At 71.8% G+C, this 23,289-nt stretch carries 20 protein-coding genes; 4 read left to right on the forward strand and 16 right to left on the reverse strand.

All coding sequences use genetic code 11. The features are described 5' to 3' along the window. Nucleotides 1–121: 121 nt before the first annotated feature. The 7 genes from pheT to infC form a co-directional block, all read right to left on the reverse strand. Entirely contained in the window at nt 122–2,632 is a 2,511-nt protein-coding gene (gene pheT, locus AB0N81_RS14560) for a phenylalanine--tRNA ligase subunit beta (RefSeq protein WP_365358159.1), read from the reverse strand. Continuing rightward, nucleotides 2,632–3,762, reverse strand: a complete 1,131-nt coding sequence (gene pheS, locus AB0N81_RS14565; protein WP_365358160.1) for a phenylalanine--tRNA ligase subunit alpha — start codon at nt 3,760–3,762, stop codon at nt 2,632–2,634. Before pheS ends, pheT begins: the two co-directional genes overlap by 1 nt. A gap of 165 nt (nt 3,763–3,927) precedes the next feature. After that, on the reverse strand, nt 3,928–5,070 hold the full coding sequence (locus AB0N81_RS14570; protein WP_365358161.1) for an ATP-binding protein: 1,143 nt from the start codon (nt 5,068–5,070) through the stop codon (nt 3,928–3,930). 52 nt (nt 5,071–5,122) lie between these two features. Further along, nucleotides 5,123–5,968 carry an RNA methyltransferase gene (locus tag AB0N81_RS14575; protein ID WP_365358162.1) on the reverse strand — a complete coding sequence of 282 codons (846 nt, stop codon included), beginning with the start codon at nt 5,966–5,968 and terminating at the stop codon, nt 5,123–5,125. A gap of 192 nt (nt 5,969–6,160) precedes the next feature. Beyond that, entirely contained in the window at nt 6,161–6,544 is a 384-nt protein-coding gene (rplT, locus tag AB0N81_RS14580) for a 50S ribosomal protein L20 (RefSeq protein WP_362993569.1), read from the reverse strand. A gap of 95 nt (nt 6,545–6,639) precedes the next feature. Beyond that, the gene (gene rpmI / locus AB0N81_RS14585; protein WP_365358163.1) at nt 6,640–6,834 is read right to left on the reverse strand and encodes a 50S ribosomal protein L35; all 195 of its coding nucleotides are present in this window, start codon (nt 6,832–6,834) and stop codon (nt 6,640–6,642) included. Nucleotides 6,835–6,940: 106 nt separating this feature from the next. Then, nucleotides 6,941–7,648: a translation initiation factor IF-3 gene (gene infC / locus AB0N81_RS14590; protein ID WP_365358164.1), complete on the reverse strand. Its 708-nt coding sequence runs from the start codon at nt 7,646–7,648 to the stop codon at nt 6,941–6,943. Between the two features lie 367 nt (nt 7,649–8,015). Between infC and AB0N81_RS14595 the strand changes: the two genes are divergently transcribed. Next, nucleotides 8,016–8,393 (forward strand): DUF1844 domain-containing protein, encoded by a 378-nt coding sequence (locus tag AB0N81_RS14595; protein ID WP_365358165.1) that lies wholly within the window; start codon nt 8,016–8,018, stop codon nt 8,391–8,393. A 25-nt stretch (nt 8,394–8,418) separates the two neighbouring features. Here AB0N81_RS14595 and AB0N81_RS14600 read toward each other — a convergent pair whose 3' ends face one another. Genes AB0N81_RS14600 through AB0N81_RS14610 form a run of 3 tightly spaced genes read right to left on the reverse strand, consistent with a single transcriptional unit; the run spans nt 8,419 to nt 12,124 of the window. Continuing rightward, entirely contained in the window at nt 8,419–9,153 is a 735-nt protein-coding gene (locus tag AB0N81_RS14600; RefSeq protein ID WP_365358166.1) for an SseB family protein, read from the reverse strand. 32 nt (nt 9,154–9,185) lie between these two features. Further along, nucleotides 9,186–10,355, reverse strand: coding sequence for a type VII secretion-associated serine protease mycosin (mycP, locus tag AB0N81_RS14605; protein ID WP_365358167.1), 1,170 nt, complete (start codon nt 10,353–10,355; stop codon nt 9,186–9,188). Then, on the reverse strand, nt 10,352–12,124 hold the full coding sequence (locus AB0N81_RS14610; protein ID WP_365358168.1) for a hypothetical protein: 1,773 nt from the start codon (nt 12,122–12,124) through the stop codon (nt 10,352–10,354). Before AB0N81_RS14610 ends, mycP begins: the two co-directional genes overlap by 4 nt. 194 nt (nt 12,125–12,318) lie before the next feature. On the opposite strand from AB0N81_RS14610, the gene AB0N81_RS14615 reads away from it, so the two are divergent. Beyond that, nucleotides 12,319–13,533, forward strand: coding sequence for an amino acid deaminase/aldolase (locus AB0N81_RS14615; protein ID WP_365358169.1), 1,215 nt, complete (start codon nt 12,319–12,321; stop codon nt 13,531–13,533). 13 nt (nt 13,534–13,546) lie between these two features. Here AB0N81_RS14615 and AB0N81_RS14620 read toward each other — a convergent pair whose 3' ends face one another. The 6 genes from AB0N81_RS14620 to AB0N81_RS14645 form a co-directional block, all read right to left on the reverse strand. Continuing rightward, nucleotides 13,547–14,497, reverse strand: a complete 951-nt coding sequence (locus AB0N81_RS14620; RefSeq protein WP_365358170.1) for a DUF2510 domain-containing protein — start codon at nt 14,495–14,497, stop codon at nt 13,547–13,549. A 28-nt stretch (nt 14,498–14,525) separates the two neighbouring features. Further along, nucleotides 14,526–15,836 carry a haloacid dehalogenase-like hydrolase gene (locus AB0N81_RS14625; RefSeq protein ID WP_365358171.1) on the reverse strand — a complete coding sequence of 437 codons (1,311 nt, stop codon included), beginning with the start codon at nt 15,834–15,836 and terminating at the stop codon, nt 14,526–14,528. Between the two features lie 22 nt (nt 15,837–15,858). Then, nucleotides 15,859–17,181 carry a haloacid dehalogenase-like hydrolase gene (locus AB0N81_RS14630; protein WP_365358172.1) on the reverse strand — a complete coding sequence of 441 codons (1,323 nt, stop codon included), beginning with the start codon at nt 17,179–17,181 and terminating at the stop codon, nt 15,859–15,861. 91 nt (nt 17,182–17,272) lie between these two features. Continuing rightward, complete coding sequence (locus tag AB0N81_RS14635) at nt 17,273–18,052, reverse strand: 3-oxoacyl-ACP reductase (RefSeq protein WP_365358173.1); 780 nt, start codon at nt 18,050–18,052, stop codon at nt 17,273–17,275. 6 nt (nt 18,053–18,058) lie between these two features. After that, nucleotides 18,059–19,411, reverse strand: coding sequence for an aldehyde dehydrogenase family protein (locus AB0N81_RS14640; protein WP_365358174.1), 1,353 nt, complete (start codon nt 19,409–19,411; stop codon nt 18,059–18,061). 8 nt (nt 19,412–19,419) lie between these two features. Then, on the reverse strand, nt 19,420–20,790 hold the full coding sequence (locus tag AB0N81_RS14645) for a glutamine synthetase family protein (RefSeq protein WP_365358175.1): 1,371 nt from the start codon (nt 20,788–20,790) through the stop codon (nt 19,420–19,422). A gap of 75 nt (nt 20,791–20,865) precedes the next feature. Here AB0N81_RS14645 and AB0N81_RS14650 point away from each other — a divergent pair, with 75 nt between their 5' ends. Both AB0N81_RS14650 and eat read left to right on the forward strand, forming a co-directional pair. After that, a complete protein-coding gene (locus AB0N81_RS14650; RefSeq protein WP_365358176.1) occupies nt 20,866–21,615 on the forward strand; it encodes an FCD domain-containing protein in 750 nt (249 codons plus the stop codon). Between the two features lie 195 nt (nt 21,616–21,810). Then, the gene (eat, locus tag AB0N81_RS14655; protein WP_365358177.1) at nt 21,811–23,256 is read left to right on the forward strand and encodes an ethanolamine permease; all 1,446 of its coding nucleotides are present in this window, start codon (nt 21,811–21,813) and stop codon (nt 23,254–23,256) included. Nucleotides 23,257–23,289 lie beyond the last annotated feature (33 nt).

Consider the following 23,289-nt stretch of genomic DNA (forward strand, 5'->3'; position numbering starts at 1 on the left):
AGTGCACCGATCACGCAAATTGAGGCCACTTGTCACCCAAATGAGTGAGGGGCTTACCCGGTGGTCCGGATAAGCCCCTCTTTGCGCCTCTTGTGCGCCGGATATCGGCTACAGGCGGTGACTACGCTCCGCGCAGCACCGCGCCCGTCCGCTCGGCCGCCAGCGCGACAGCCGCGTCACGGGCCGCGGAGGCCTCGTCGACGGTCAGCGTGCGGTCGGCCGCGCGGAACCGCAGCGCGTACGCCAGGGACTTCTTGCCCTCGCCGATCTGCTCGCCCTCGAACACGTCGAACAGCCGGATGGACTCCAGGAGTTCGCCCGCGCCGCCGCGCAGGAAGTACTCGACCACGGCGGCCGGCACCTCCTTGTCGACGACGAGCGCGACGTCCTGCGTGGCCACCGGGAAGGTGGAGATCCGCGGCGCGCGCAGCGCCCCTTCACGGGCCTGCTCCAGGCGGTCCAGGTCGAGCTCCATCGCGCAGGTGCGCGCGGGCACGCCGAGCGCCTTGACGACGCGCGGGTGCAGCTCACCGGCGTGTCCGACGGAGACGATGTCGCCGTCGACGACGACCTTCAGTTCGGCGCAGCGGCCCGGGTGCCACGGCCCGTACTGCCCCTTGTCGACGATGAGCTCGACGCCGGCCTCGCGGGCGATGGTCCGCGCCGCCTCGACGGCGTCCGCCCAGTCGGCCGGGCGGCCCTTGCCCCACCAGCCGGCCTGCTCGCGGGCGCCCGCGAGGACGACGGCGGCGTGCCGGGGCTGGACGGGCAGTGCGTCGGTGAGGGACGCGATCTCCTCGTCGGTGGGCCGCCGGTCGACGGGCAGGCGCACCGCGACCTTGAGCTCCTGACGCGGGTGGAAGACGAGGCCGGTCTCGAAGAGGGCCAGGTCGTGGCTGCCGCGTCCGTCGTTGCGGCGCAGCGCGGCGAGCAGGCCGGGCAGCAGCGTCGTGCGGAGCGCGGGCTCCTCGTCGGAGAGCGGGTTGACGAGCTTGACCACGCGGCGGTTCGGGTCGTCCGCGTCGAGGGACAGCTGGTCGAAGACGCCCTCCCCGATGAAGGGGTAGCTCAGCGACTCGACGTAGCCGGCGCCGGCCAGCGCGCGGCCGACACGGCGGTGCAGCCGCTGCCGCTCGGTCAGGCCGCGGCCCGCGGGGGGCTTCGGCAGGGTCGAGGGCAGGTTCTCGTACCCCTCGAGGCGGATGACCTCTTCGGCGAGGTCGTTCGGCTCGGCGAGGTCGGGGCGCCACGACGGCACGGAGACGGTCAGGTCGTCCTGGCCGTAGACGTCGCAGCCGACCTCCTGGAGGCGGCGTACGACGGTCTCGCGGCCGTAGGTGACACCGGCGACCTTGTCCGGGTGGTCGGCGGGCATGACGATCGTGCGCGGCCCGGTGGGCGCGATGACCTCGGTGACGCCGGCCTCGGCGCTGCCGCCCGCGAGGAGCACGAGCAGGTCGACGGTGCGCTGCGCGGCGGCGGCCGCGGCCTGCGGGTCGACGCCGCGCTCGAAGCGCTTGGACGCCTCGGAGGCCAGCTTGTGGCGGCGCGCGGTGCGGGCGACGGAGATCGCGTCGAAGTGCGCGGCCTCGATGACGACGTCGGTGGTACCGGCCGCCTCTTCGTGATCCGCGATCTCGGTGTTGGCGCCGCCCATGACACCCGCGAGGCCGATGGGGCCGCGGTCGTCGGTGATGACCAGGTCCTCGGCGTCGAGGACGCGCTTGGCTCCGTCGAGCGTCGTGAGCTTCTCGCCCTGCTCGGCCCTGCGCACGCCGATCGTGCCCTGGACACGGGAGCGGTCGTACGCGTGCAGGGGCTGGCCGAGCTCCATCATCACGTAGTTGGTGACGTCGACGGCGAGCGAGATCGGGCGCATGCCGACCTTCTGCAGACGGCGCTGCAGCCAGATCGGGGAGCGGGCCTCGGGCTGCAGACCGGTGACGGTGCGCGCGGTGAAGCGGTCGCAGCCGAGCGGGTCGCTGATCTTGACGGGGTAGCCGAAGGAGTTCGGCGCGGGCACGTCCAGGAGCGCCGGGTCGCGCAGCGGCAGGCCGTACGCGATGGCGGTCTCGCGGGCGACGCCGCGCATCGACAGGGCGTAGCCGCGGTCGGGCGTGACGGCGATGTCCAGGACCTCGTCGACGAGCTCCAGGAGCTCGATGGCGTCGGTGCCTGCCTCGTGCTCGGGGGGCAGCACGATGATGCCGCCGCTGCCGTCGTCGCCCATGCCCAGCTCGTCGCCGGAGCAGATCATGCCGTGCGAGGTCTTGCCGTACGTCTTGCGGGGGGCGATCGCGAAGTCGCCGGGCAGGACGGCGCCGGGCAGGACCACGACAACCTTGTCGCCGACCTGGAAGTTCCGGGCGCCGCAGACGATCTCCTGCGGCTCGCCGGTGCCGTTGGCGGTGCCGACGTCGACGGTGCAGAAGCGGATGGGCTTCTTGAAGCCCTCCAGCTCCTCGATGGTGAGGACCTTGCCCACGACGAGCGGGCCCTTGAGGCCGGCGCCGAGCTGCTCGACGGTCTCGACCTCGAGGCCGACCTCGATCAGCTTGGCCTGCACGTCACGGCCGGTCTCGGTGGCGGGGAGGTCGACGTACTCCCGCAGCCAGGAAAGCGGGACCCGCATCAGATCTCCATCCCGAACGGCCGGGTGAACCGGATGTCACCCTCGACCATGTCTCGCATGTCTTCGACGTTGTGGCGGAACATCAGCATCCGTTCGATGCCGAACCCGAAGGCGAATCCGCTGTACTTCTTGGGGTCGACGCCGCAGGCCGTGAGCACCTTCGGGTTGACCATGCCGCAGCCGCCGAGCTCGATCCAGCCCTCGCTGCCGCAGGTGCGGCAGGGGCGGTCGGGGTTGCCGACGGACTCGCCGCGGCACACGTAGCAGACCATGTCCATCTCGGCGGACGGCTCGGTGAACGGGAAGTAGTTCGGCCGCAGGCGGGTCTTCATGTCCGGGCCGAAGAGCGACTGGACCATGTGGTCGAGGGTGCCCTTGAGGTCGGCCATGGTGAGGCCCTCGTCGACGGCGAGCAGCTCGATCTGGTGGAAGACCGGGGTGTGCGTGGCGTCGAGCTCGTCCGTGCGGTAAACGCGGCCGGGGCAGACGATGTAGACCGGCGGCTCACGGCGTTCGAGGAGCGCGCGGGCCTGCACGGGCGAGGTGTGCGTCCGCAGCACGACACCGGACTCGTCGCCTTGGGCGCCCTCGGGCCCCTGGACGAAGAAGGTGTCCTGCATCTGCCGGGCCGGGTGGTCGGGCGTGAAGTTCAGGGCGTCGAAGTTGAACCACTCCGCCTCGACCTCGGGGCCCTCGGCGACCTCGTAGCCCATCGAGACGAAGACGTCGGCGACGCGCTCCATCATCGTGGTCAGCGGGTGCCGGGCGCCTGCGGGGGTCCGGTCGTACGGCAGCGTGACGTCCACCGCCTCCTCGACCAGGACGCGGGCGTCGCGCTCGGCCTCCAGCTCGGCCTGGCGGGCGGCCAGGGCCTTGCTGACGGCGCCGCGCGCCATGCCGACGCGCTTGCCCGCCTCGGCCTTGGCCTGCGGGGGCAGCGCGCCGATCTCGCGGTTGGCGAGCGCCAGCGGCGAGGTGCCGCCGGTGTGCGCGACCTTGGCCTCCTGGAGCGCGTCGAGCGAGTCCGCGGCCGCGAAGGCGGCGAGCGCCTCGTCCCGCATGCGCTCGATCTCTTCAGGTTTCAGTGCCTCGACCTCGACAGGGTCGTACGACTTGTTCGGTGCCGACATCTCTTCCCGTGCTTCCGGTTGGCTGGCGGATGGTCCCCGTCGACGAATCGGAGACGGAGTGTCCCAGGGTTGGGGACGCAAAGTGCCAACGACCGAGTCTAACGGGGGTGCGGTGAACGAATGCGCCCGCGGGCTGCTCAGGGCTCCCTCACTGACTCACGTGAGTCACTGGAGGTACGCCGGGGCCCCCACGGGCAACGTAAATCGGAACTGGGCGCCGCCGCCGGTCGCGCGGCCGACGGTGATCGTTCCGCCGTGCGCCTCCACGATGCCCTTCACGATGTACAACCCCAGTCCCGTCCCGCCGCGTTTGCTGCCCCGCCAGAAGCGGGTGAAGACGCGGCCCATCGACTCCTCAGGAATGCCGGGACCCTCGTCGCTCACGGTCACGGCGGTCTCGGCGCCGCCCCGCTCGCGCGGCGATGCGGAGGGCGCCACCTCGATGGTGACGGTTCCCTCGCCGTGCCGCACCGCATTTTCCAGCAGGTTGCTGAGCACCTGGTCGACCTTGTCGGGGTCCGCCCAGCAGTCGGGCAGCGGCTGCTGGACCCGGACGAGGAAGCGGTCGGCGTCCTGGCCCGCGGCGACGTGCGCCTGGATGTGCCGGCCGACGGCCACGCCGATGTCGACGGGCTGGCGGCGCAGCTCCAGGCGTCCGGAGTCGATGCGGGAGATGTCGAGGAGTTCGGCGATCAGCCGGGTGACGCGGTCGGCGTCGGCGTCGACGGTCTCCAGCATCAGCTTCTTCTGGTCGTCGGTGAACCGCTCCCACTTGGCGAGCAGCGTCGCGGTGAAGCCCTTGACGGAGGTGAGGGGCGAGCGGAGCTCGTGGGCGACCGTGGCGATCAGCTCGGCGTGGCTGCGCTCGGTGCGGCGGCGGGCCTCGGTGTCGCGGAGGGAGACGACGACGCGGCGCACGGGGCCGGTGCGGGTGGTACGGACGTAGCGGGCGGAGACGAGGATCTCGCGGCCGCCGGGCAGCAGCAGGTTGCGCTCGGGCTGGGCGACGCGGATGGCGAGGCCGCCGTAGGGATCGGTCAGCTGCCACCAGCGGCGGCCTTCGAGGTCTTCTAAGGGGAGCGCGTGCTCCAGGGGCGCGCCGAGGGCGTCGGCCGCGGGGACCGCGGTGATCCGCACCGCCGCGGCGTTGAAGCAGATGACGTGGCCCGTCTCGTCCGCGACGACGAGCCCGTCGGGCAGCTCGTCGGGGTCGAGTCCGAGGCCACCGGGATCACCGGGACCGCCGTGGTCCGCGCGAGCACCGACGAGGTCCTCCACCCCCGGTGCTCTGCTCGTGCCCACACTCATTCCCCGTACCCCACCTCTCGGACCTGTCGGGGCCCCCGAGCCCGTCACACTACTAGCTCGATGTGACGGAGCGGCACCCTCCGGCGGCACGCTGTGCACGGGCGGACGCATAGAGGCACACGGCCGCGGCCGTCGCGAGGTTGAGGCTTTCGGCTCTGCCGTGGATCGGAACACGCACCACCGCGTCGGCGAGTGCGCGGGTCTCCTCCGGCAGCCCCCATGCCTCGTTGCCGAAGATCCAGGCGGTGGGGGTGCCCATGGTGCCCTTGTCGAGCTCCGCGTCGAGGTCGTCCTCGCCCGCCCCGTCGGCGGCGAGGACGCGCACGCCCGCGTCCTTGAGCCCGCGTACGGCCTCTTCGACGGGTACGCCGACGGCGACGGGCAGATGGAAGTGCGAACCGACCGACGCGCGCACCGACTTGGGGTTGTAGAGGTCCACGGAGGCGTCCGTGAGGATCACGGCGTCGGCGCCCGCGGCGTCCGCGCAGCGCAGTACGGTCCCGGCGTTCCCCGGGTCACGGACGTGCGCGAGGACGGCGACGAGGCGGGGGCGGGCGGCGAGGATCTCCTCGAAGGGCACGTCCAGGAAGCGGCAGACCCCGACGAGGCCCTGCGGGGTGACGGTCGTCGAGATGTCGGCGATGACGTCCTCGTCGGCGAGGTGCACCCGTGCGCCCGCGGCGCGAGCCTCCCCCACGATGTCGGCGTATCGCTCGGCGGCGTCGACGGTGGCGAACAGCTCGACGAGGGTCCGCTCGTGCCCGGCGGCCTCCCGCACGGCCTGCGGCCCCTCGGCGAGGAACAGCCGCTCCTTCCCCCGGAAGTTCCGCTTGGCGAGCCGCCGCGCGGCACTGACGCGAGGCGACTTGGGGGAGATCAATTCGGGGGCGGCGGTCATGAACTCACCTTCAGGGAAAGATGCGGGCGCCCCGTGAGGGGCGTCCCGTCAGGGCGCGGGGAACTGCGCGACCAGCCACAAGAGGCCCGCGGACGGCCGACGACAGACGAGGACAGACGAGTACCCGGACGCACTCGGACCCGCAAGCCGTTCGGCTTACGGGTCCGAGATCACGCTCAGCTCAGCGAAGCGTCACGCCGCCTTGGGCGCGTTGACGTCCGACGGCAGCGCCTTCTGCGCGACCTCGACGAGCGCGGCGAACGCGTTCTCGTCGTTGACGGCCAGCTCCGCGAGGATCTTGCGGTCCACCTCGATGTTGGCGGCGTTCAGACCCTGGATGAAGCGGTTGTAGGTGATGCCGTTGGCGCGGGCAGCGGCGTTGATGCGCTGGATCCACAGCCGACGGAAGTCGCCCTTGCGCTTCTTGCGGTCGTTGTAGTTGTAGACCAGGGAGTGGGTGACCTGCTCCTTGGCCTTGCGGTACAGGCGCGACCGCTGGCCGCGGTAACCGCTGGCCTGCTCGAGGATCGCCCGACGCTTCTTGTGGGCGTTGACTGCCCGCTTGACGCGTGCCACTTGTTAACTCCTTGTAGCTGGATCACGTGAGTGATCCGAGAACGGCTTGGTCCCGATGGTCGGTCGGCTGCGCCCCGTGAACGCGGGGCGCGCCGTCACATACCGAGGAGCTTCTTGACCTTGGCGGTGTCCGCCGACGACAGCTCGACGGTGCCGGCGAGGCGGCGGGTCAGGGTCGAGGACTTGTGCTCGAGGTAGTGGCGGCGGTTGGCACGCTGCCGGAGCACCTTGCCCGAGCCGGTGACCCGGAAACGCTTCTTGGCACCGCTGTGAGTCTTGTTCTTCGGCATAGCGCCGTTCTCTCCTCGTCAGTGGCACTCCGATGCCCGGTCGTGAAACCGGGCATCCGGGAGCCATATGTATCGGTTGGCATCCCCTGGACTCGCGTCCGGGGGATCAGGCCTCGGCGTTGGCCTCGGCCGGGGCCTCGGCGGGAGCCTCGTCGAGCTCCCCCTCCTCGGCGGAGTTCTGCGAACGGCCCGGGTTGGCCTTCGCGTCCGCCTTGCGAGCCGCCTGGGCCTCACGGGCCTCGGCCATCGCCTCGGTCTTCTTCTTGTGCGGACCGAGAACCATGATCATGTTTCGGCCGTCCTGCTTCGGGTTCGACTCGATGAACCCAAGGTCCTCGACGTCCGAAGCGAGGCGCTGCAGCAGTCGGAAACCCAGCTCGGGGCGGGACTGCTCACGACCACGGAACATGATCGTGATCTTGACCTTGTCGCCCTGCTTGAGGAACCGGACGACGTGACCCTTCTTGGTGTCATAGTCGTGCGGGTCGATCTTCGGCCGGAGCTTCATCTCCTTGATGACCGTGTGCGCCTGGTTCTTGCGCGCCTCACGGGCCTTCATGGCCGACTCGTACTTGAACTTTCCGTAGTCCATGAGCTTGCACACGGGCGGACGGGCGGTCGCCGCGACCTCGACCAGGTCAAGGTCGTACTCCTGCGCAAGCTCCAGGGCCTTGGCAAGCGGAACAATCCCGACCTGCTCGCCGCTGGGCCCGACAAGTCGCACCTCGGGAACGCGAATCCGGTCGTTGATGCGGGGCTCGGCGCTGATGGATCCTCCTCGGTAGCACCACGCGACCGTCTGGCGGACAGCCACGTAACGTCTGTTTTCGATGGACCTAACCGATTCGGCGCACAAAAAATGCCCCGGCCGGAACACAGGCGGGGCTCCTCACAAACCGGAGCACCACCACGGTGTACCGCGGGGCGCGTCTGACAATTCCATCGTCCGTACGGAACGATGGAAACCGTCTGACCGGTGACCCGCCGCCCTCAGGGCGGCCAGGTGGGAGATTCGGAGCCTCCACTTGCGGGTTGACTCACTGCGGAGCCAACCGGTCTGTACCCAGAATACCAGCACTTCGGGGGAGTGCGCGCCGTGCGGCGGCGGGTGGCGCCGCGCGATGCCGGGATTCCGCCGTCAACTACGCTGAGACCGTTTCGGCCCTCAGGAAGATGTGAGCATGAGCGACGCGACCCCCGCCCCCGAGTCCCCCGCCGGTGGCTCCCCCGACTTCGACGCCCTGACCCGTGACATCGCGGACGTCCCCGCGGTCGAGGTGATCACCACCGTGGCGGTCCACCTGATGAGCGCCGCCGCCGTGAACCTCGGCCTCGCCGAGGGTGGCGAGGGTCACCAGGACCTGGACGAGGCCCGCAAGCTCATCCACTCGCTGGCCGGTCTCCTCGACGCGAGCGCCACGGAGATCAGCTCGTTCCACGCGGGGCCGCTGCGCGACGGGCTGAAGTCGCTGCAGCTGGCGTTCCGCGAGGCGTCGCTGGTGAAGGACGAGCCGGGTCAGGGGCCGGGCGAGAAGTACACGGGCCCGATCTACGGCTGACCCGTCACACCGTACGACCGGGCTTTCACACCGTACGTACGTAGAGGGGCTCGCCCGGAGGCGTCGCCTCGGCCGGCAGAAGTGCCAGGTCGAGGCCGTGCACCAGGCGGGCCCTCAGTGTTTCGTCGGCGGCGATGCGCCGAGCCACGCGCTGGGCGGCGTCGGCCGGGTCCGCGGCCGGGTCCATGACCAGGGCGAGGGTGCCGTCCGCGCGGCCGGGGCCGAGGTGGGCGCGGAGCACGGCGGGCTCGGCGGCGACGGCGGCGCGGACCGCTCCGGTGACGGCCGGGTCGGCGAGCGGGTCGGTGCTGGCGCGTCCCTCGGCGAGGGCGAGCAGGGCGGAGCGGCCCAGTTCGTAGGGGACGGGGCCCGCGAGGTCCAGGACGATGGTGTCGGCCTGCTCGTGGGCGGCGGCCTGGAGCGCCTGGTGCAGCGGGACGGCGACGGGGCGGGCCGCCGGGTCCCACAGGGCGAGGGCCTCGATGGAGGTGAACGCGGGCAGCGCCTTGCGGTCGCCGGCCTTGAGGGTGGGGACCGCCATGTCGCTGGTCTTCTCGCGGCGAAGCCCGTTCTCGTCCTCTTCCACTTCGCCGAGCACGGCGACGACGGGGACGAGGAGGCGGGCTCCGGCCAGGGCCGCGAGGACGGGGCCGTGGGCCGTGCGGTCCGCCGACCAGGCGGCGAGGGCGGCGGCGAGCCGGGGGTCGGCCGTCCCGTCGTCGTCGGAGAAGCCGGGGTCGGGAATGTTCTTGTTCGCCATGTTCGCCACGGTGTCGACCCTACAGAGTGGCCTCAGTCGCGCCGCGACGCCCCTGACCTGGTCCGCCACAGGTGGACGGCCGCCGCGAGCAGGGCGACGCCGAGGCCGCCGGCGAGCGGGCCGACCCAGGCCGCGGGGCCGTCGCCGCCCTGTGTCGTATCCGGGCCGTGGCCGAAGTACGCGGTGTCGTAGGCCGCCACGCGAGGCTCCTCGGGCCTGAGCCTGCCGGCGCGGGAGAGCGCGGCCGCGGGGTCGATCAGGCCGAAGCCGCGGGAGTCGTCACGGCCGCCGGACGGGGCGTCCCTGGCCGTGTCCTCCAGGAGCTGCTTGATCTGCGCGGGCTTCAGGCCGGGGTACTCCGCGCGGATCAGGGCGACGGCGCCCGAGACGAAGGCGGAGGCCGCGCTGGTGCCCCAGCCCTCGTAGTACTTGCGGTCGGGGTCGGCGATGACGATGTCGTCGCCGGGTGCGGCGACGGTGGCGTACCAGCGGCGGGTGGAGAAGGAGGCGCGCTCGCCGTTCTCGTCGACGGCCGTCGCGGCGATCACTCCGGGGTAGGCGGCGGGGTAGGAGACGTGGTCGCCCCGCTCGCCGCCGTTGCCCGCGGAGGCGACGACGGCGACGCCCTTCTTCAAGGCGTACTGCACGGCGGCGTCCTCGGCGGGCTCGGGGTGGGCGGACTTGGAGTCGTCGCCGAGGGAGAGGTTGATGACGTCCGCGCCGTGGTCGGCGGCCCAGCGGATGCCTTCGGCGAGGGCGTTGCCGCGGGTGTTCCTGGCCTTCTTGCGGGCGGGGTCGCCGTCCTCCAGGATCACGCGGACCGGCAGGATCTTCGCCCCGGGCGCGATGCCCAGTACGCCGTCGCCGCGGCCCGTGCCGTGTCCGTGGCCCGCGATGATCCCGGCCATGGCGGTGCCGTGCCGGGCCCAGGGGCGGTCGCCCCGGCGGGCGCCGAAACCGACCATGTCCTTTCCTTCGAGGACGCTGCCCGCGAGGTCCGGGTGCTCGTCGTCTATGCCGGTGTCCAGGACGGCGACGGTGATGCCCTCGCCCTTGGTGGTCTGCCAGGCCTGGCCGGTGCGCATGGCGTCGAGGGCCCACTGCTGGGCGCGGATGCCGTCGTCGGCGTGGGCGGTGGCGGCGGGGGCGAGTGCGAGGGCGGCGGCCGCCACGGTGGCGGCGATCGGCCGGTGGGCCCTCATGACCGCTTCTCCGCGGCCGCGATGGTCTTGCGCAGGCCCCGCTCGACGCGGTCGGCGATGCCCTTCGCCTCGTGGCCGAGGCCCGCCTGGGCGGGCGCCGACGTGGTGGTGCCGCCCATGGCCTCGGTGGCGGGCTCGGGGTCGGTGACGGCGCGGCCGTCGGCGAATCCGGAGACGGAGTACGCGACGACGGGCGCGTCCGGGAGCACGGAGACGGTCCAGGCCGCCCGCTGCGCGTCCCCGAAGCCTGCGGCGGCGGTGCCCTTGGCGGCGTACGGCCGCGGCATGAGGTCGGGGCGCCGGTCGAGCCCCTCCTCCGTGAAACGGTTCCGCAGCCTCTGCATCGCGTCGGCGTCCGCCTTGGTGAACAGCAGGCCCACGGTGGTGACGTGGCTGCGGGTGGCGTCCGTGTACGTGGCGCGCAGCAGCCGCAGACAGCCGACCGGGTCGAGCGCCTTCTTCAGGAGCGGGTCGAACGCGCCCCGGCAGCCGCTGTCCGGGGCGACGGCTATGCGGGTCCAGGAGCGGTCGGCGCCGCCGGGCCCCGCGCCCTCCCCCTTCAGCAGGGGCGGGAAGAGCCGGTCGACGGGGACGCTGTGCCAGAGGGCGCCGGTGACCGTGTACGCGCTGCGGGTGGTGCCGCCCGCGGCGGACTCCCCGGTCAGCCAACTCCCGGTCACCGCCCCGCCGATGAGCCCGAGCCCGAGCACGACACAGGCCGCGGCGGCCGCCGCACGGGGGCGCGCCCAGGCGCCGACGGGGCGCAGCCGGGTGGTGGTGTCCTCGTACATCGCGGGCCGCGCGAAGAACACGAAGGGCCGCCCGGCACCGGGCCCCGGCGTCAGGTCGACGGCCCCGACGGCACGACGAGCGGCGGCGGAACGCGACCCACCACCACCACCCGCGCAGCCCGGCTCCCCGCCCGACCGGGCCGCCGCCTCGCCCTCACCGGCCCCCGGCTCCCCGTCACCGTCACCGTCACCGTCGACATCCGCGCACGCCCGCGCCCGCGCCACGACCACCGGCGGGGCGTCGGGCAGCCGGGCCGAGGACGGGGGTGGGGGCACGGTCTCGCTGGGGGCGTCCGTGGGCGTCTCGCTCGCGACCACTGGCAGAGCCTCGGGCAGGGGAGCCCAGGACGGCTGCGGGGGCACGGTCTCGCCGGGGGCGTCCGTGGGCGTCTCGCTCGCGACCACTGGCAAAGCCTCGGGCAGAGGAGCCCAGGACGGCTGCGGAGGCACGGTCTCGCTGGGGGCGTCCGTGGGCGTCTCGCTCGCGACCACTGGCAGAGCCTCGGGCAGAGGAGCCCAGGACGGCTGCGGGGGCACGGTCTCGCTGGGGGCGTCCGTGGGCGTCTCCCCTACGACCACCGGCGGGGCGTCGGGCAGCCGGGCCGAGGGCGGGGGTGGGGGGAATGTCTGGGTGGGGGTGTTCGTGTGTGCCTTGTCCGGGGGTGAGGAGGGGGGCGGGGGCTCGGTGGAGGGGGTGCGTGGGGGGCGGGCCTCGTCGAAGGGGGCCAGGAGGGATTGGACACGGGCCGCCCGGTCGGGGTCCTCGGCGTTGCGCGCGGCGGCGGGACGAGGGCTGTCGAGGACCCAGTCCTGGTCGACCGGCGGCCGCACGTCGGGGAAGCGGGCGGACGGCACGGGCGGCGGCTCGGCCGACTCGCCGGCCGGGGACTCGGGGCCCACGGGGGCCGGCGGGGCCGAAGGGCGGGGCGGCGCGGTGGGGCGTGGGGGGATGGGGCTGTGAGGCGCCTCCGTGCTCATGCTCCCCCGTTTCCTCGCGCTCGGCCGGCCGGAGCGCTCGGTCGGCGAGGCTCCGTGCGCACCGCTCGGCCAGGCTCCGTGCGCGTCACTCTACGGGCAGACACACGGCGTACGGGAACTCAGTCCACGCCCCCGGGCGATCTGCCCGGATCATCCCCCTACCCTCTGGTAATCGTGTCTGGCAGGCTTCGGCCATGACCGCCCGTGCCGCAGACCGTGCCGCCGACCGGGCCCGCTACGACCGGGCCACCGCACACCTCGACGCCCCCGTGGCCATCGTCGACCTGCGCGCCTTCGACGCCAACGCCGACGATCTCGTTCGCCGGGCCGGAGGCAAGCCGATCCGGGTCGCCAGCAAGTCCGTGCGCTGTCGCGCCCTGCTCGAACGGGTCCTCGCCCGCGACGGATTCGCCGGGATCATGTCGTTCACGCTCGCGGAGTCGCTGTGGCTGGCCCGCTCCGGCTTCGACGACGTGCTGCTCGCCTACCCCTCGGCAGACCGTGCGGGGTTCGCCGAGCTGACCGCCGACCCGAAGCTCGCCGCCTCGGTGACCGTGATGGTCGACGACCCGGCCCAGCTGCGGCTGATCGACGAGGCGAGGGGCGACGGGGGCGAAGAGGTGCGGGTCTGTCTGGAGTTGGACACCTCCCTGAAGGTGCTCGGCGGGCGGGTGCGGATCGGAGCGCTGCGGTCACCGCTGCACTCCCCCGCGCAGGTCGCCGCCCTGGCCCGCGCCATCGAGCGGCGGCCCGGGTTCCGGCTCGTGGGCGTCATGGCGTACGAGGGGCATGTGGCGGGTGTGGGTGACGCGGTGGAAGGGCATCCGGCGCGGTCGCGGGCGATCCGGACCATGCAGGCCACGGCCCGCAGGGAACTGGCCGCGCGCCGTGGGCAGGCCATCGCCGCCGTCCGGGCGGTCGCGCCGGGCCTGGAGTTCGTGAACGGCGGCGGTACGGGCAGCGTGCAGCACACCGCGGCCGAGCGGGCGGTCACCGAGATCGCCGCGGGCTCGGGGCTCTTCGTGCCGCGGCTCTTCGACAACTACACGTCGTTCAGCGGGCGTCCGGCCGCCCTGTTCGCGCAGCCCGTGGTGCGGCGTCCCGGCGTGGGGACCGTGACGGTGCTCGGCGGCGGCTATCCGGCGTCGGGCGTCGCGGGCGCGGACCGTTCGCCGGTGCCGTACCTCCCGGAGGGGTTGCGGTACGACCCGCAGGAGGGCGCGGGCGAGGTGCAGACGCCGCTGCACGGCCCCCCGGCGGACGATCTGCTGATCGGCGACAAGGTGTGGTTCCGGCACGCCAAGGCCGGAGAGCTGTGCGAGCGGTTCGAGACCTTGCACCTGGTCGAGGGCGACAGGGTGACGGGGAGCGTCCCCACGTACCGCGGCGAGGGCCACACCTTCCTGTGAGCCCGGGCGCCCCTCAGGGCGTCGCCCCGACGTCCTCTCCCACGCCGCCGCCCGTCGCGCTGTCGTCGACCGAGCGGATGCCGTCGGTGATCTCGTCCATGTCGGAGACGGGCGGGGCGCCCTCGCCCGCGCCGACGTTGAAGCGGACGATGACCATCGACTCCGAGCCGACGCTCGACGCGAAGGCGAGCGACTGGACGTATCCGCCGTCGCCCTTCGCCGTGTGGACGCGCCAGCGCACGAAGTAGCCGCTGCGGCCCGCGACCGCCACCTGGCCTTCCTTGACCTTCTCGTGGCGGGTGATGCCGCCGTAGGGCTTGTTGTCCAGCTTGTCGGTGTCGTAGGCGGCGTCGGCCGCGTCCTCGATGTCGCCAAGGGCGAGGGCCTTCGGGTCCGTCTCGTCCGTGCCCGTCACGGTGCTCGACGTGACGGTGCCCTCGCGGCAGAGGCCGGAGTCGCCCGGGCAGTCGACGATGTCCGGGGTCTGGATGGCCGCGGCGTCGCCGAAGGAGTCGTCGTCCTTCTCCCAGCCCTCGGGGACGGGGAGCGTGATGCCGTTGAGGTCGTCGACGAGGGTGTCCGGGTCGGCGTCGGCGGTCGGGGAGGCCGACTCCTTCGACCCGGTCGGCGACGGGCTGCTGTCGACGGGGGCGCTCGGCGCCGGTGTGCCGCCCTGCGGGTCGCCGTCGTCCTTGGTGAGGACGACGGCGCCCGTGACGATCGCCGCGACGAGGACGGTCCCGGCGACGGCCAGTGCGACGACCTTCGCCCGGCCGCTGCCCCGGGACGTCACCGGCATGACGGTCGTCCCGTCCTGCGGCGGCCCGAACCCCTGCTGTGCCGGGGCCGCTCGGGCGTGCTCGGGCGGCCGCCGGTGCTCGGTCCAGGCCGACCCGTCCCACCAGCGCTCGACGGAGGGCTGGTGCGGGTCCGGGTACCAGCCGGGTGGGGTCGTCATGCTCATCCCGGCACTCTAGGACGTGCCGGGAAGATCAGTACACCGAGTCCCGCTGGTCGGGGACGACGGTGCCGTCCTCGCGCAGGACGGGGCCCTTGCGCCCGTCGTGCTCGTTGTACGCGCCGGTCGCGCACGGGTAGGTGCCGCTCTTCTGCGGCATCGGCTCGATGAACATGGGGTTCACGACCCAGCGGCCGTCCGCGTTGTCGTACGCGCGGCACATGAACTCGCTCTTGTTGCGGTTCAGCACGAGGTGCGCGCCGGTCGCGTCGCCGACGAAGGTCACGTCCGTGTCGGCGTCGCCGCCGCCGAGCGCGATGCGGTGCCTGAAGTCCTGCTTGTCCCAGGCCTTCTTGCCCTTGATGCCGAAGATCTCCTGGTTGATCCAGCAGCGCTTGCCGTCGATGTAGGGGATGGCCTCGCCCTTGTTGACGGGGACGCCGCCGCAGCCCTGGTTCCAGGTGGTGATGCGGCCCTTGCGGTCGAGGACGGAACGGATCGCGACGGTGTGGTCGCGGTCGATGCCGACGCTCTTCGACCAGACCTCGGTGACCGGCTCCGAGCCCGCCGAGACGATGTAGACGTCGAACCCGGCCTTCTTGAGCGTACGGATCAGGTCGCGCTGCTGGTCGTAGTAGCGGACGTAGCCGGGGATCTTGTGCGTGCCGACGGTCTGGGTGGCGCCGACGGGGGCGGCGAGGGCCTCCTTGCGGGCCTTCGCGGCGTACGACTCCAGTTCGCGGACGGTGTGCCCGGCGAAGAGCTGCGGCACCCAGGCGTACTGCGGGACGGTGTGGCGGTGGTCCCAGTCGCCGGCGAAGGCGGCGGCGCCGCTCATCGTCTTCCCGTCCTCGCGGACCTCGAAGATCTCGTCGGCGCAGGCGGTGTCGGTGGAGGTGGGCAGCGGCTTGCCGACGGGCACCTTCGTGCCGCACGCCTCGGTGAGCGCACGGTCCGCCTCGTCGGTCATCCACTTGCTGGTGGACTTCCAGCTCTTCGGGCGCAGGATCTTGTCGTGCCGCAGCGACCAGGCGATGGTCGCGTCGGTGACGTCGTTCTTGGTGATGGTGTTGTCCCAGTCGAACGCGGCGACCGGGCGCTCGCTCCTGCCGTGGCCCAGGTCCGGGTTGGCGCAGGTGCCGCGTTCGTCGATGGTCCGCTGGAGCTTGGCGCGGTTGTTGCCGTACCAGGTCAGCTTCTTCGACAGCTGGGGGCAATCCCGGGGGGCCGTGCGGGAATTCGTGGGGTGTGCGGCCGTGGCGGCGGCCGCGGGGAGAGCTGCGGGCACGGCCGCCAGGGTGGCGGCCGCGGCCAGAGTCAGCGCCAAAATGTTTCTGTTACGCATGTGAGTGGACCGTACATCAGTCCTACGAGGCCGGCGACGGTGTCGCCGGGCCGTGGACCGTGTCCTTCTGATCGGGGATGACGGAGCCGTCCGCGCGGCGCACCGGCCCCTGTCCGCCGTCCCGTTCGGTGTAACCGGTGGAGGCGCAGGGGTAGGGGTCGGTCTTCTTGCCCTTGGGCTCGATGAACATGGGGTTGACCAGCCAGCGGCCGTCGCCGTTCTCGTAGGCGCGGCACATCAGTTCGTTCTTGTTGCGGTTCAGGACGAGCCTGAGGCCGGTGGCGTCGCGCAGGAAGGAGACGTCGGTGTCGGAGTCGCCCGCGGCGAACACCTGGCGCTTCGCGGCGGGTTGGGCCTTCTCGGCGGCCGCGCCGCGCACGCCGAAGATCTCCTTGTTGATCCAGCAGCGCTTCCCGTCGATGTACGTGATCATCGAGTCGTCGCCGTCCCTGACGGTGCCGCAGCCCTTGAGGTGGGCGGTGTGCTTGCCGTGCGCGGTGACGTTGCGGATGCCGAGGGTGTGCCGGGCGTCGATGCCCACGCTCCTCCCCCACACCTCGGCCACCGGCTCGGGCGACGCGGACACGACGTACACGTCGAACCCGGCCTTCTTGAGTGTACGGATCAGGTCGCGCTGCTGGTCGTAGTAGCGGACCCAGCCGGTCACCTTGTGGGTGCCGACGCGCTGTTCGGTGCCGACGGGCGCGGCCAGGTTCGCCTCGCGGGCGGCGGCCGCGAACTGCTCGACCTGGCGGGTGGTCCAGCCGCGGGTCAGCTGGGCGAGCCAGGCGTACTGCGGTTCCATGCGGCGGTGGTCGAAGCCGGCGAAGGCCGCCTTGCCCGAGGCCGTGGTGCCCTCGCTGTAGACGGAGAGGATCTCGTCGGCGCAGGCGGTGTTCCGGTGGGTGGGCAGGGTGGTGCGGGTGGCGGGGCAGGCCTTCGCCAGGGCCGTGGCCGCCGGGTCGGTCAGATAGCGGCTGGTGGTGTGCCAGTCGCCGCTCTTCGGCGTGCGTATCTTTCCGTGGCGCAGCAGCCAGAACATGGTGGCGTCGCCGATGTCGTTCTTGATGACGGTGTTGTCCCAGTCGAAGGTGGCGACGGGCTTGGCACCGCCCTGGTGCCGCCGGGGGCCGCAGTGGCCGTAAGCGTCGATCATCCGCTGGAGGCGTGCTCTGTTCTCGCCGTACCAGCCCTTCGTGACGGTGAGGTCGGGGCAGGCCTTCGGCCCGCTGTGGGCTGCGGCCTCGGGCTGGGTGGCTTCCGCGGTGGCCTGGACGGTGGCGAGACCGGCTCCGGCGACGGCGAGTACGGCTGCGGCCGCGGTGGCGCGGCGCTTGAAGTTCACGAACACACTCCCGTGTCTACGCAGGTCAGCCGGGCGTCGTGCGACGCCCGGCTGACGGGTGGGTGACTGCTGGGTGAACGGCGCGGTGCGCCTACAGCGGGGTCACGTACGCCCCGGTGAGACCGCCGTCGACGAGGAAGTCCGTGGCGTTCACGAACGAGGAGTCGTCGCTGGCGAGGAACGCCACCGCGGCCGCCATCTCCTCGGCCTCGGCGAAGCGGCCCACGGGGATGTGGACGAGACGGCGGGCGGCGCGCTCGGGGTCCTTGGCGAACAGTTCCTGGAGGAGCGGGGTGTTCACCGGGCCCGGGCAGAGCGCGTTGACGCGGATGCCCTCGCGGGCGAACTGCACGCCGAGCTCGCGGGACATGGCGAGGACGCCGCCCTTGGACGCGGTGTAGGAGATCTGCGAGGTCGCGGCGCCCATCCGCGCCACGAACGACGCGGTGTTGATGATCGAGCCCTTGCCCTGGCGCCGCATGTAGGGGATGGCGGCCTTGCAGCACAGGTAGACGGAGGTGAGGTTGACGTCCTGGACGCGCTTCCATGCCTCCAGGCCGGTGTCCAGGATGGAGTCGTCGTCGGGCGGCGAGATGCCCGCGTTGTTGAAGGCGATGTCGACGGAGCCGTAGGTGTCGAAGGCCGTCTTGAAGAGCGCTTCGACCTGCTCGGCGTCGGTGACGTCGACCTTCACGAAGGTCCCGCCGACCTCTTCGGCGGCGGCTTTGCCCGCGCTCTCGTCGATGTCGCCGCAGACGACGTGGGCGCCCTCGGAGGCGAGGCGGCGCGCGGTGGCGAGGCCGATGCCGCTGCCGGCGCCGGTGATGACGGCGGTGCGGCCGACGAGGCGGCGGCAGATGTTCTCTGACATAGGGATTCAGGCCTCCGTGCTGATGAAGACGTTCTTGGTTTCCGTGAAGGCGGTGAGGGCGTCCGGGCCGAGTTCGCGGCCGAGCCCGGACTGCTTGTAGCCGCCGAAGGGGGTCCAATAGCGCACGCTGGAGTGCGAGTTGACGGACAGGTTGCCCGCCCGGACTCCCGCGGAGACGCGCAGGGCGCGGCCGACGTCGCGCGTCCAGATGGAGCCGGACAGGCCGTGGTCGGTGGCGTTGGCGAGCCGGATCGCGTCGGCCTCGTCCTCGAAGGGGATGACGACGGCGACGGGGCCGAAGACCTCCTCCATGGCCACCGGCGCGTCCGGGTCGACGTCGGTGAGCAGCGTCGGCGGGAACCAGAAGCCGGGTCCCTCGGGGGCCGTCCCGTGGATGCCGTCGCCCGGCGTGACGTAGGAGCGGACCCGGTCCAGCTGGGTCCTGGAGATCAGCGGGCCCATCTGGGTCTTCTCGTCGGACGGGTCGCCGACGACGATGGACTCGATCGCGGGGGTCACGACTTCCAGGAAGCGGTCGTACACCGAGCGCTGGACGAGGACGCGGGTGCGGGCGCAGCAGTCCTGGCCCGAGTTGTCCAGGTAGGACATGGGGGTGGCGAGGGCCGCCGCCTCCACGTCCGCGTCGGCGAAGACGATGTTCGGGCTCTTGCCGCCGAGTTCCAGGGTCAGCCGCTTCACCCGGTCGGCGCACGTGGCCATGATCTGCTTGCCGACGCGGGTGGAGCCGGTGAACACGATCTTGGCGACGCCGGGGTGCTCGACGAGCGCGTTGCCCGCGACACCGCCCTCGCCGGGCAGAACCTGGAAGAGCCCTTCCGGGAGGCCCGCCGCCAGGGCGAGTTCGGCGAGGCGGAGCGCGGTGAGCGGTGTCGTCTCGGCCGGTTTGAGGATCACCGCGTTGCCTGCCGCGAGGGCGGGCGCCGTGCCCCACGCGGCGATCGGCATCGGGAAGTTCCAGGGGGCGATGACGCCGACGACCCCGAGGGGTTCGAGGACGGTGACGTTCAGGCCGCCCGCGACGGGGATCTGCCGGCCGTTGAGGCGTTCCACTCCCCCTGCGGCGTAGTCGAGCAGGTCGCGGACGTTGCCCGCTTCCCAGCGGGCGTTGCCGATGAGGTGGCCCGCCTCGCGGACCTCCGACCGGGCGAGTTCCTCGATGTGTTCGTCGACGGTGGTGGCGAAGCGGCGCAGGATGCGTGCGCGGTCGGCGGGGGCGGTGGCCGCCCACTTCTCCTGGGCCTTTGCGGCCCGTACGACGGCGGCGTCGACGTCCGCCGCGGTGGCGGCCGGGACGGACGCGACGACCTCTTCGGTCGCCGGGTTGAGTACCTGCAGCAAGTCGTTCCTCACATGCGTTCGAAGGAGCGGCGGAGCTCCCAGTCGGTCACCGCGGAGTCGAAGGCCTGCAGCTCGACCCGGGCCATGTTGCGGTAGTGCGCGACCACCTCGTCACCGAAGGCGGCCTTGGCGACGGGGCTGTTCTCCCAGAGCTCGGCGGCCTCGCGCAGGGTGGTGGGGACATGCTCGTACTCGCCGGTGTAGGCGTTCCCGGTGCACTCCTCTGGCAGTTCGAGCTTCTGCTCTATCCCGTACAGACCGGCTGCGATCAGTCCGGCGACGGCGAGGTGCGGGTTGACGTCACCGCCCGGCAGCCGGTTCTCGAAGCGCATCGAGCGGCCGTGGCCGACCACGCGCAGCGCGCAGGTGCGGTTGTCGTGTCCCCAGGCGGCGGCGGTCGGCGCGAACGTGCCGGGCTGGAACCGCTTGTAGGAGTTGATGTTGGGGGCGTAGAGGAGGGAGAAGTCGCGGAGGGCGGCGAGCTGGCCCGCGAGGAAGTGCCGCATGACGGGCGACATGCCGCCGGGGTCGCCCTCGGAGCCCGCCATGACGTTGGTGCCGTCGGCGTCCTGGAGCGAGAGGTGGATGTGGCAGGAGTTGCCCTCGCGCTCGTTGAACTTGGCCATGAAGGTGAGCGAGACGCCTTCCTGGGCCGCGATCTCCTTGGCGCCGGTCTTGTAGATGGCGTGCTGGTCGCAGGTGACGAGGGCTTCGTCGTACTTGAACACGATCTCGTGCTGGCCGGGGTTGCACTCGCCCTTGGCCGACTCGACGACGAGCCCGGCGGCCGCCATGTCGTTGCGGATGCGGCGCAGCAGCGGCTCGATGCGGCCGGTGCCGAGGACGGAGTAGTCGATGTTGTACTGGTTGGCCGGGGTGAGGTCCTTGTATCCGGCGTCCCAGGCCTGCTCGTAGGTGTCCTTGAAGACGATGAATTCGAGCTCCGTGCCGACGTGCGCGGTGTAGCCGAGCTCCGCGAGGCGCTCCAGCTGGCGGCGCAGGATCTGGCGGGGTGCGGCCACGACGGGTGAGGAGTCGTTCCACGCGAGGTCCGCGATGAGCATCGCGGTGCCCTCGTTCCAGGGGACGCGGCGCAGGGTGGAGAGGTCGGGGTGCATGGCGAAGTCGCCGTAGCCGCGGTCCCAGGAGGACATCGCGTAGCCGTCGACGGTGTTCATGTCCGCGTCTACGGCCAGGAGGTAGTTGCAGCCCTCCGTGCCGTGTTCGAGGACCTCGTCGAGGAAGAAGCGGGCGGCGAACCGCTTGCCCTGGAGCCGCCCCTGCATATCGGGGAAGGCCAGGACGACAGTGTCGATCTCGCCGCTCGTGACGAGGGCACGCAGCTCCTCGATACCGAGCGGGGGTGTGCGGTCTGCCACGGGAAAAGCCTCCTTGGGTCAGCCGGGAGCCATAAGGTATTGCGGAGAACCTTTGCTTGGGAAGGGGGTACGGACATGTCGCACCCGGAAGAGGGCACGGCGGCGTCCGCGCCGGACGACGAGCGCCTGACGGCGGTGCTGCGTCCGGTGCGGGCCGGCAACGGCTTCGAGGAGGCCCTGGAACAGATCCTCCAGGTCGTCCGCCTGGGCCTGGTGCCCGGCGGCGAACGCCTGCCGTCGGAACGGGAGCTGGCCGACCGGCTCGGCATCAGCCGGGTGACGCTGCGCGAGGTCCTGAAGGTGCTGCAGGACCAGGGGCTCGTCGAGTCGCGGCGCGGGCGGTACGGAGGCACGTTCGTGCGGCCGCGCCCCGAGGCGGCGGGCGAGGACGAGCTGCGCCGCCGCATCAAGGACGTCGACGTCGAGGACGCGCTGCGCTTCCGCGAGGTCCTGGAGGTCGGCGCGGCCGGGCTCTGCGCGGCGCACGGGCTCACCGACGAGCAGGCGGACCGGCTGCGCGCGGCGCTCGACCGCACCCATGACGCGCCCCTCACGGAGTACCGCAGACTGGACACGCTGCTGCACCTCACGCTCGCCGAGCTGTGCGGGTCGCCGACGCTCACCGCGCAGTACGCCGCGGTCCGCGCGACCGTCAACGACCTCCTGGACTGCATCCCGCTGCTGGTGCGGAACCTGGAGCATTCGCAGCGTCAGCACACCGCGCTCGTCGAGGCGGTGCTCGACGGGGACGCGGACGGCGCGCGGGAGATGATGCGGGAGCACTGCGCGGGCACGGCGGCGCTGCTGCGGGGCTTCCTGACGTGAGGAGCGGTTAACCATCGCGTAACGCAAGGGGCTTGCTTTCTCGCGCCTCGCACGGCAAAGGTATGGCTTCGTTCCATTGAGCCGCCCGTACATCGGGTCACCCGTACATCGGGTCACCCGTACATCGAGTCGCCCGTACATCGGGTCGCCCGTCTGAGTCACCCCGCCGCAGTGCCGTCGCATGGGAGCCGTGCCATGACCGTGGAGTCGAGCAAGCCGAACCCCGCCGAACCGGCGGACGACTACCTGGAACGCAGAACGCTCCGCAGGGGCAGCGCGGGCTGGCTGCTGCTCACCGGCCTCGGCGTCGCCTACGTCGTGTCCGGCGACTTCTCCGGCTGGAACTTCGGCCTCGCGGAGGGCGGCTTCGGCGGCCTCGCGATCGCGATGGCGCTGATGGGCGTGATGTACGCGTGCATGGTCTTCTCGCTGGCGGAGCTGTCGTCCGTGCTGCCCACGGCGGGCGGCGGCTACGGCTTCGCGCGCCGGGCGCTCGGCCCCTGGGGCGGCTTCCTGACCGGCACGGCGATCCTGATCGAGTACATACTGGCGCCCGCCGCGATCTCCATCTTCATCGGCGACTACGTCGAGTCGCTCGGCCTCTTCGGGCTCACCTCGGGCTGGCCGGTCTATCTGGCCTGCTTCGTGATCTTCATCGGCATCCATCTGTGGGGCGTCGGCGAGGCGCTGCGCTTCAGCTTCGTCGTCACCGGCGTCGCGGTGGTGGCGCTGCTGGTCTTCGCGGTCGGCGCGTTCATGGGCTTCGACGCCTCGAAGCTGAACGACATCGCCGTCGACAAGGACGCCTTCGGCGCCAACTCCTGGCTGCCGATGGGCCTGTTGGGCATCTGGGCGGCATTCCCGTTCGGCATGTGGTTCTTCCTCGGGGTCGAGGGTGTCCCGCTGGCCGCCGAGGAGACGAAGGACCCGGCGCGCACGCTGCCGCGCGCGATCCGCTGGTCGATGGCCATTCTCGTCGCCCTCGCGCTGCTCACCTTCTTCGCGTCGGCGGGCGCACGCGGCGCGAACGCCATCCAGGACGCGGGCAACCCCCTGGTCGAGGCGCTGCAACCGGACGGTGACGCGACCGGCCTGAGCCGCGTCATCAACTACGCGGGCCTCGCGGGTCTGATCGCCTCCTTCTTCTCCCTCATCTACGCGGGCTCGCGCCAGCTCTTCGCGCTCTCCCGCGCCGGCTACCTCCCCCGCTTCCTCTCGCTCACCAGCAGCCGCAAGGCCCCCTACCTGGGTCTGCTCGTGCCGGGCGCGATCGGGTTCGGGCTCGCCGCGGCCACCGGGGACGGCGCCCGCATGCTGAACGTCGCGGTCTTCGGCGCGACCATCTCGTACGCCCTGATGTCGCTCTCGCACATCGTGCTGCGCCGCCGCGAGCCCGCCCTGGAGCGGCCCTACCGCACGCCGGGCGGCATCCTGACGTCGTCGGTGGCGCTGGTCCTCGCCTGTGCGGCGCTCGTCGCGACGTTCCTTGTGGACGTGACGGCGGCGCTCATCGCGCTCTCGGTGTACGTGGTCGCCATCGCCTACTTCGGGATGTACAGCCGCAAGCACCTGGTGGCGCGCGCACCGGAGGAGGAGTTCGCGGCGCTCGCGGCGGCCGAGGCAGAGTTGGAACGCGACTGATCACGATCGTGAGGAGAACAGTGACGGAGAGCG

It is taken from the genome of Streptomyces sp. NPDC093510, assembly GCF_040683555.1.
GTDB lineage: Bacteria > Actinomycetota > Actinomycetes > Streptomycetales > Streptomycetaceae > Streptomyces.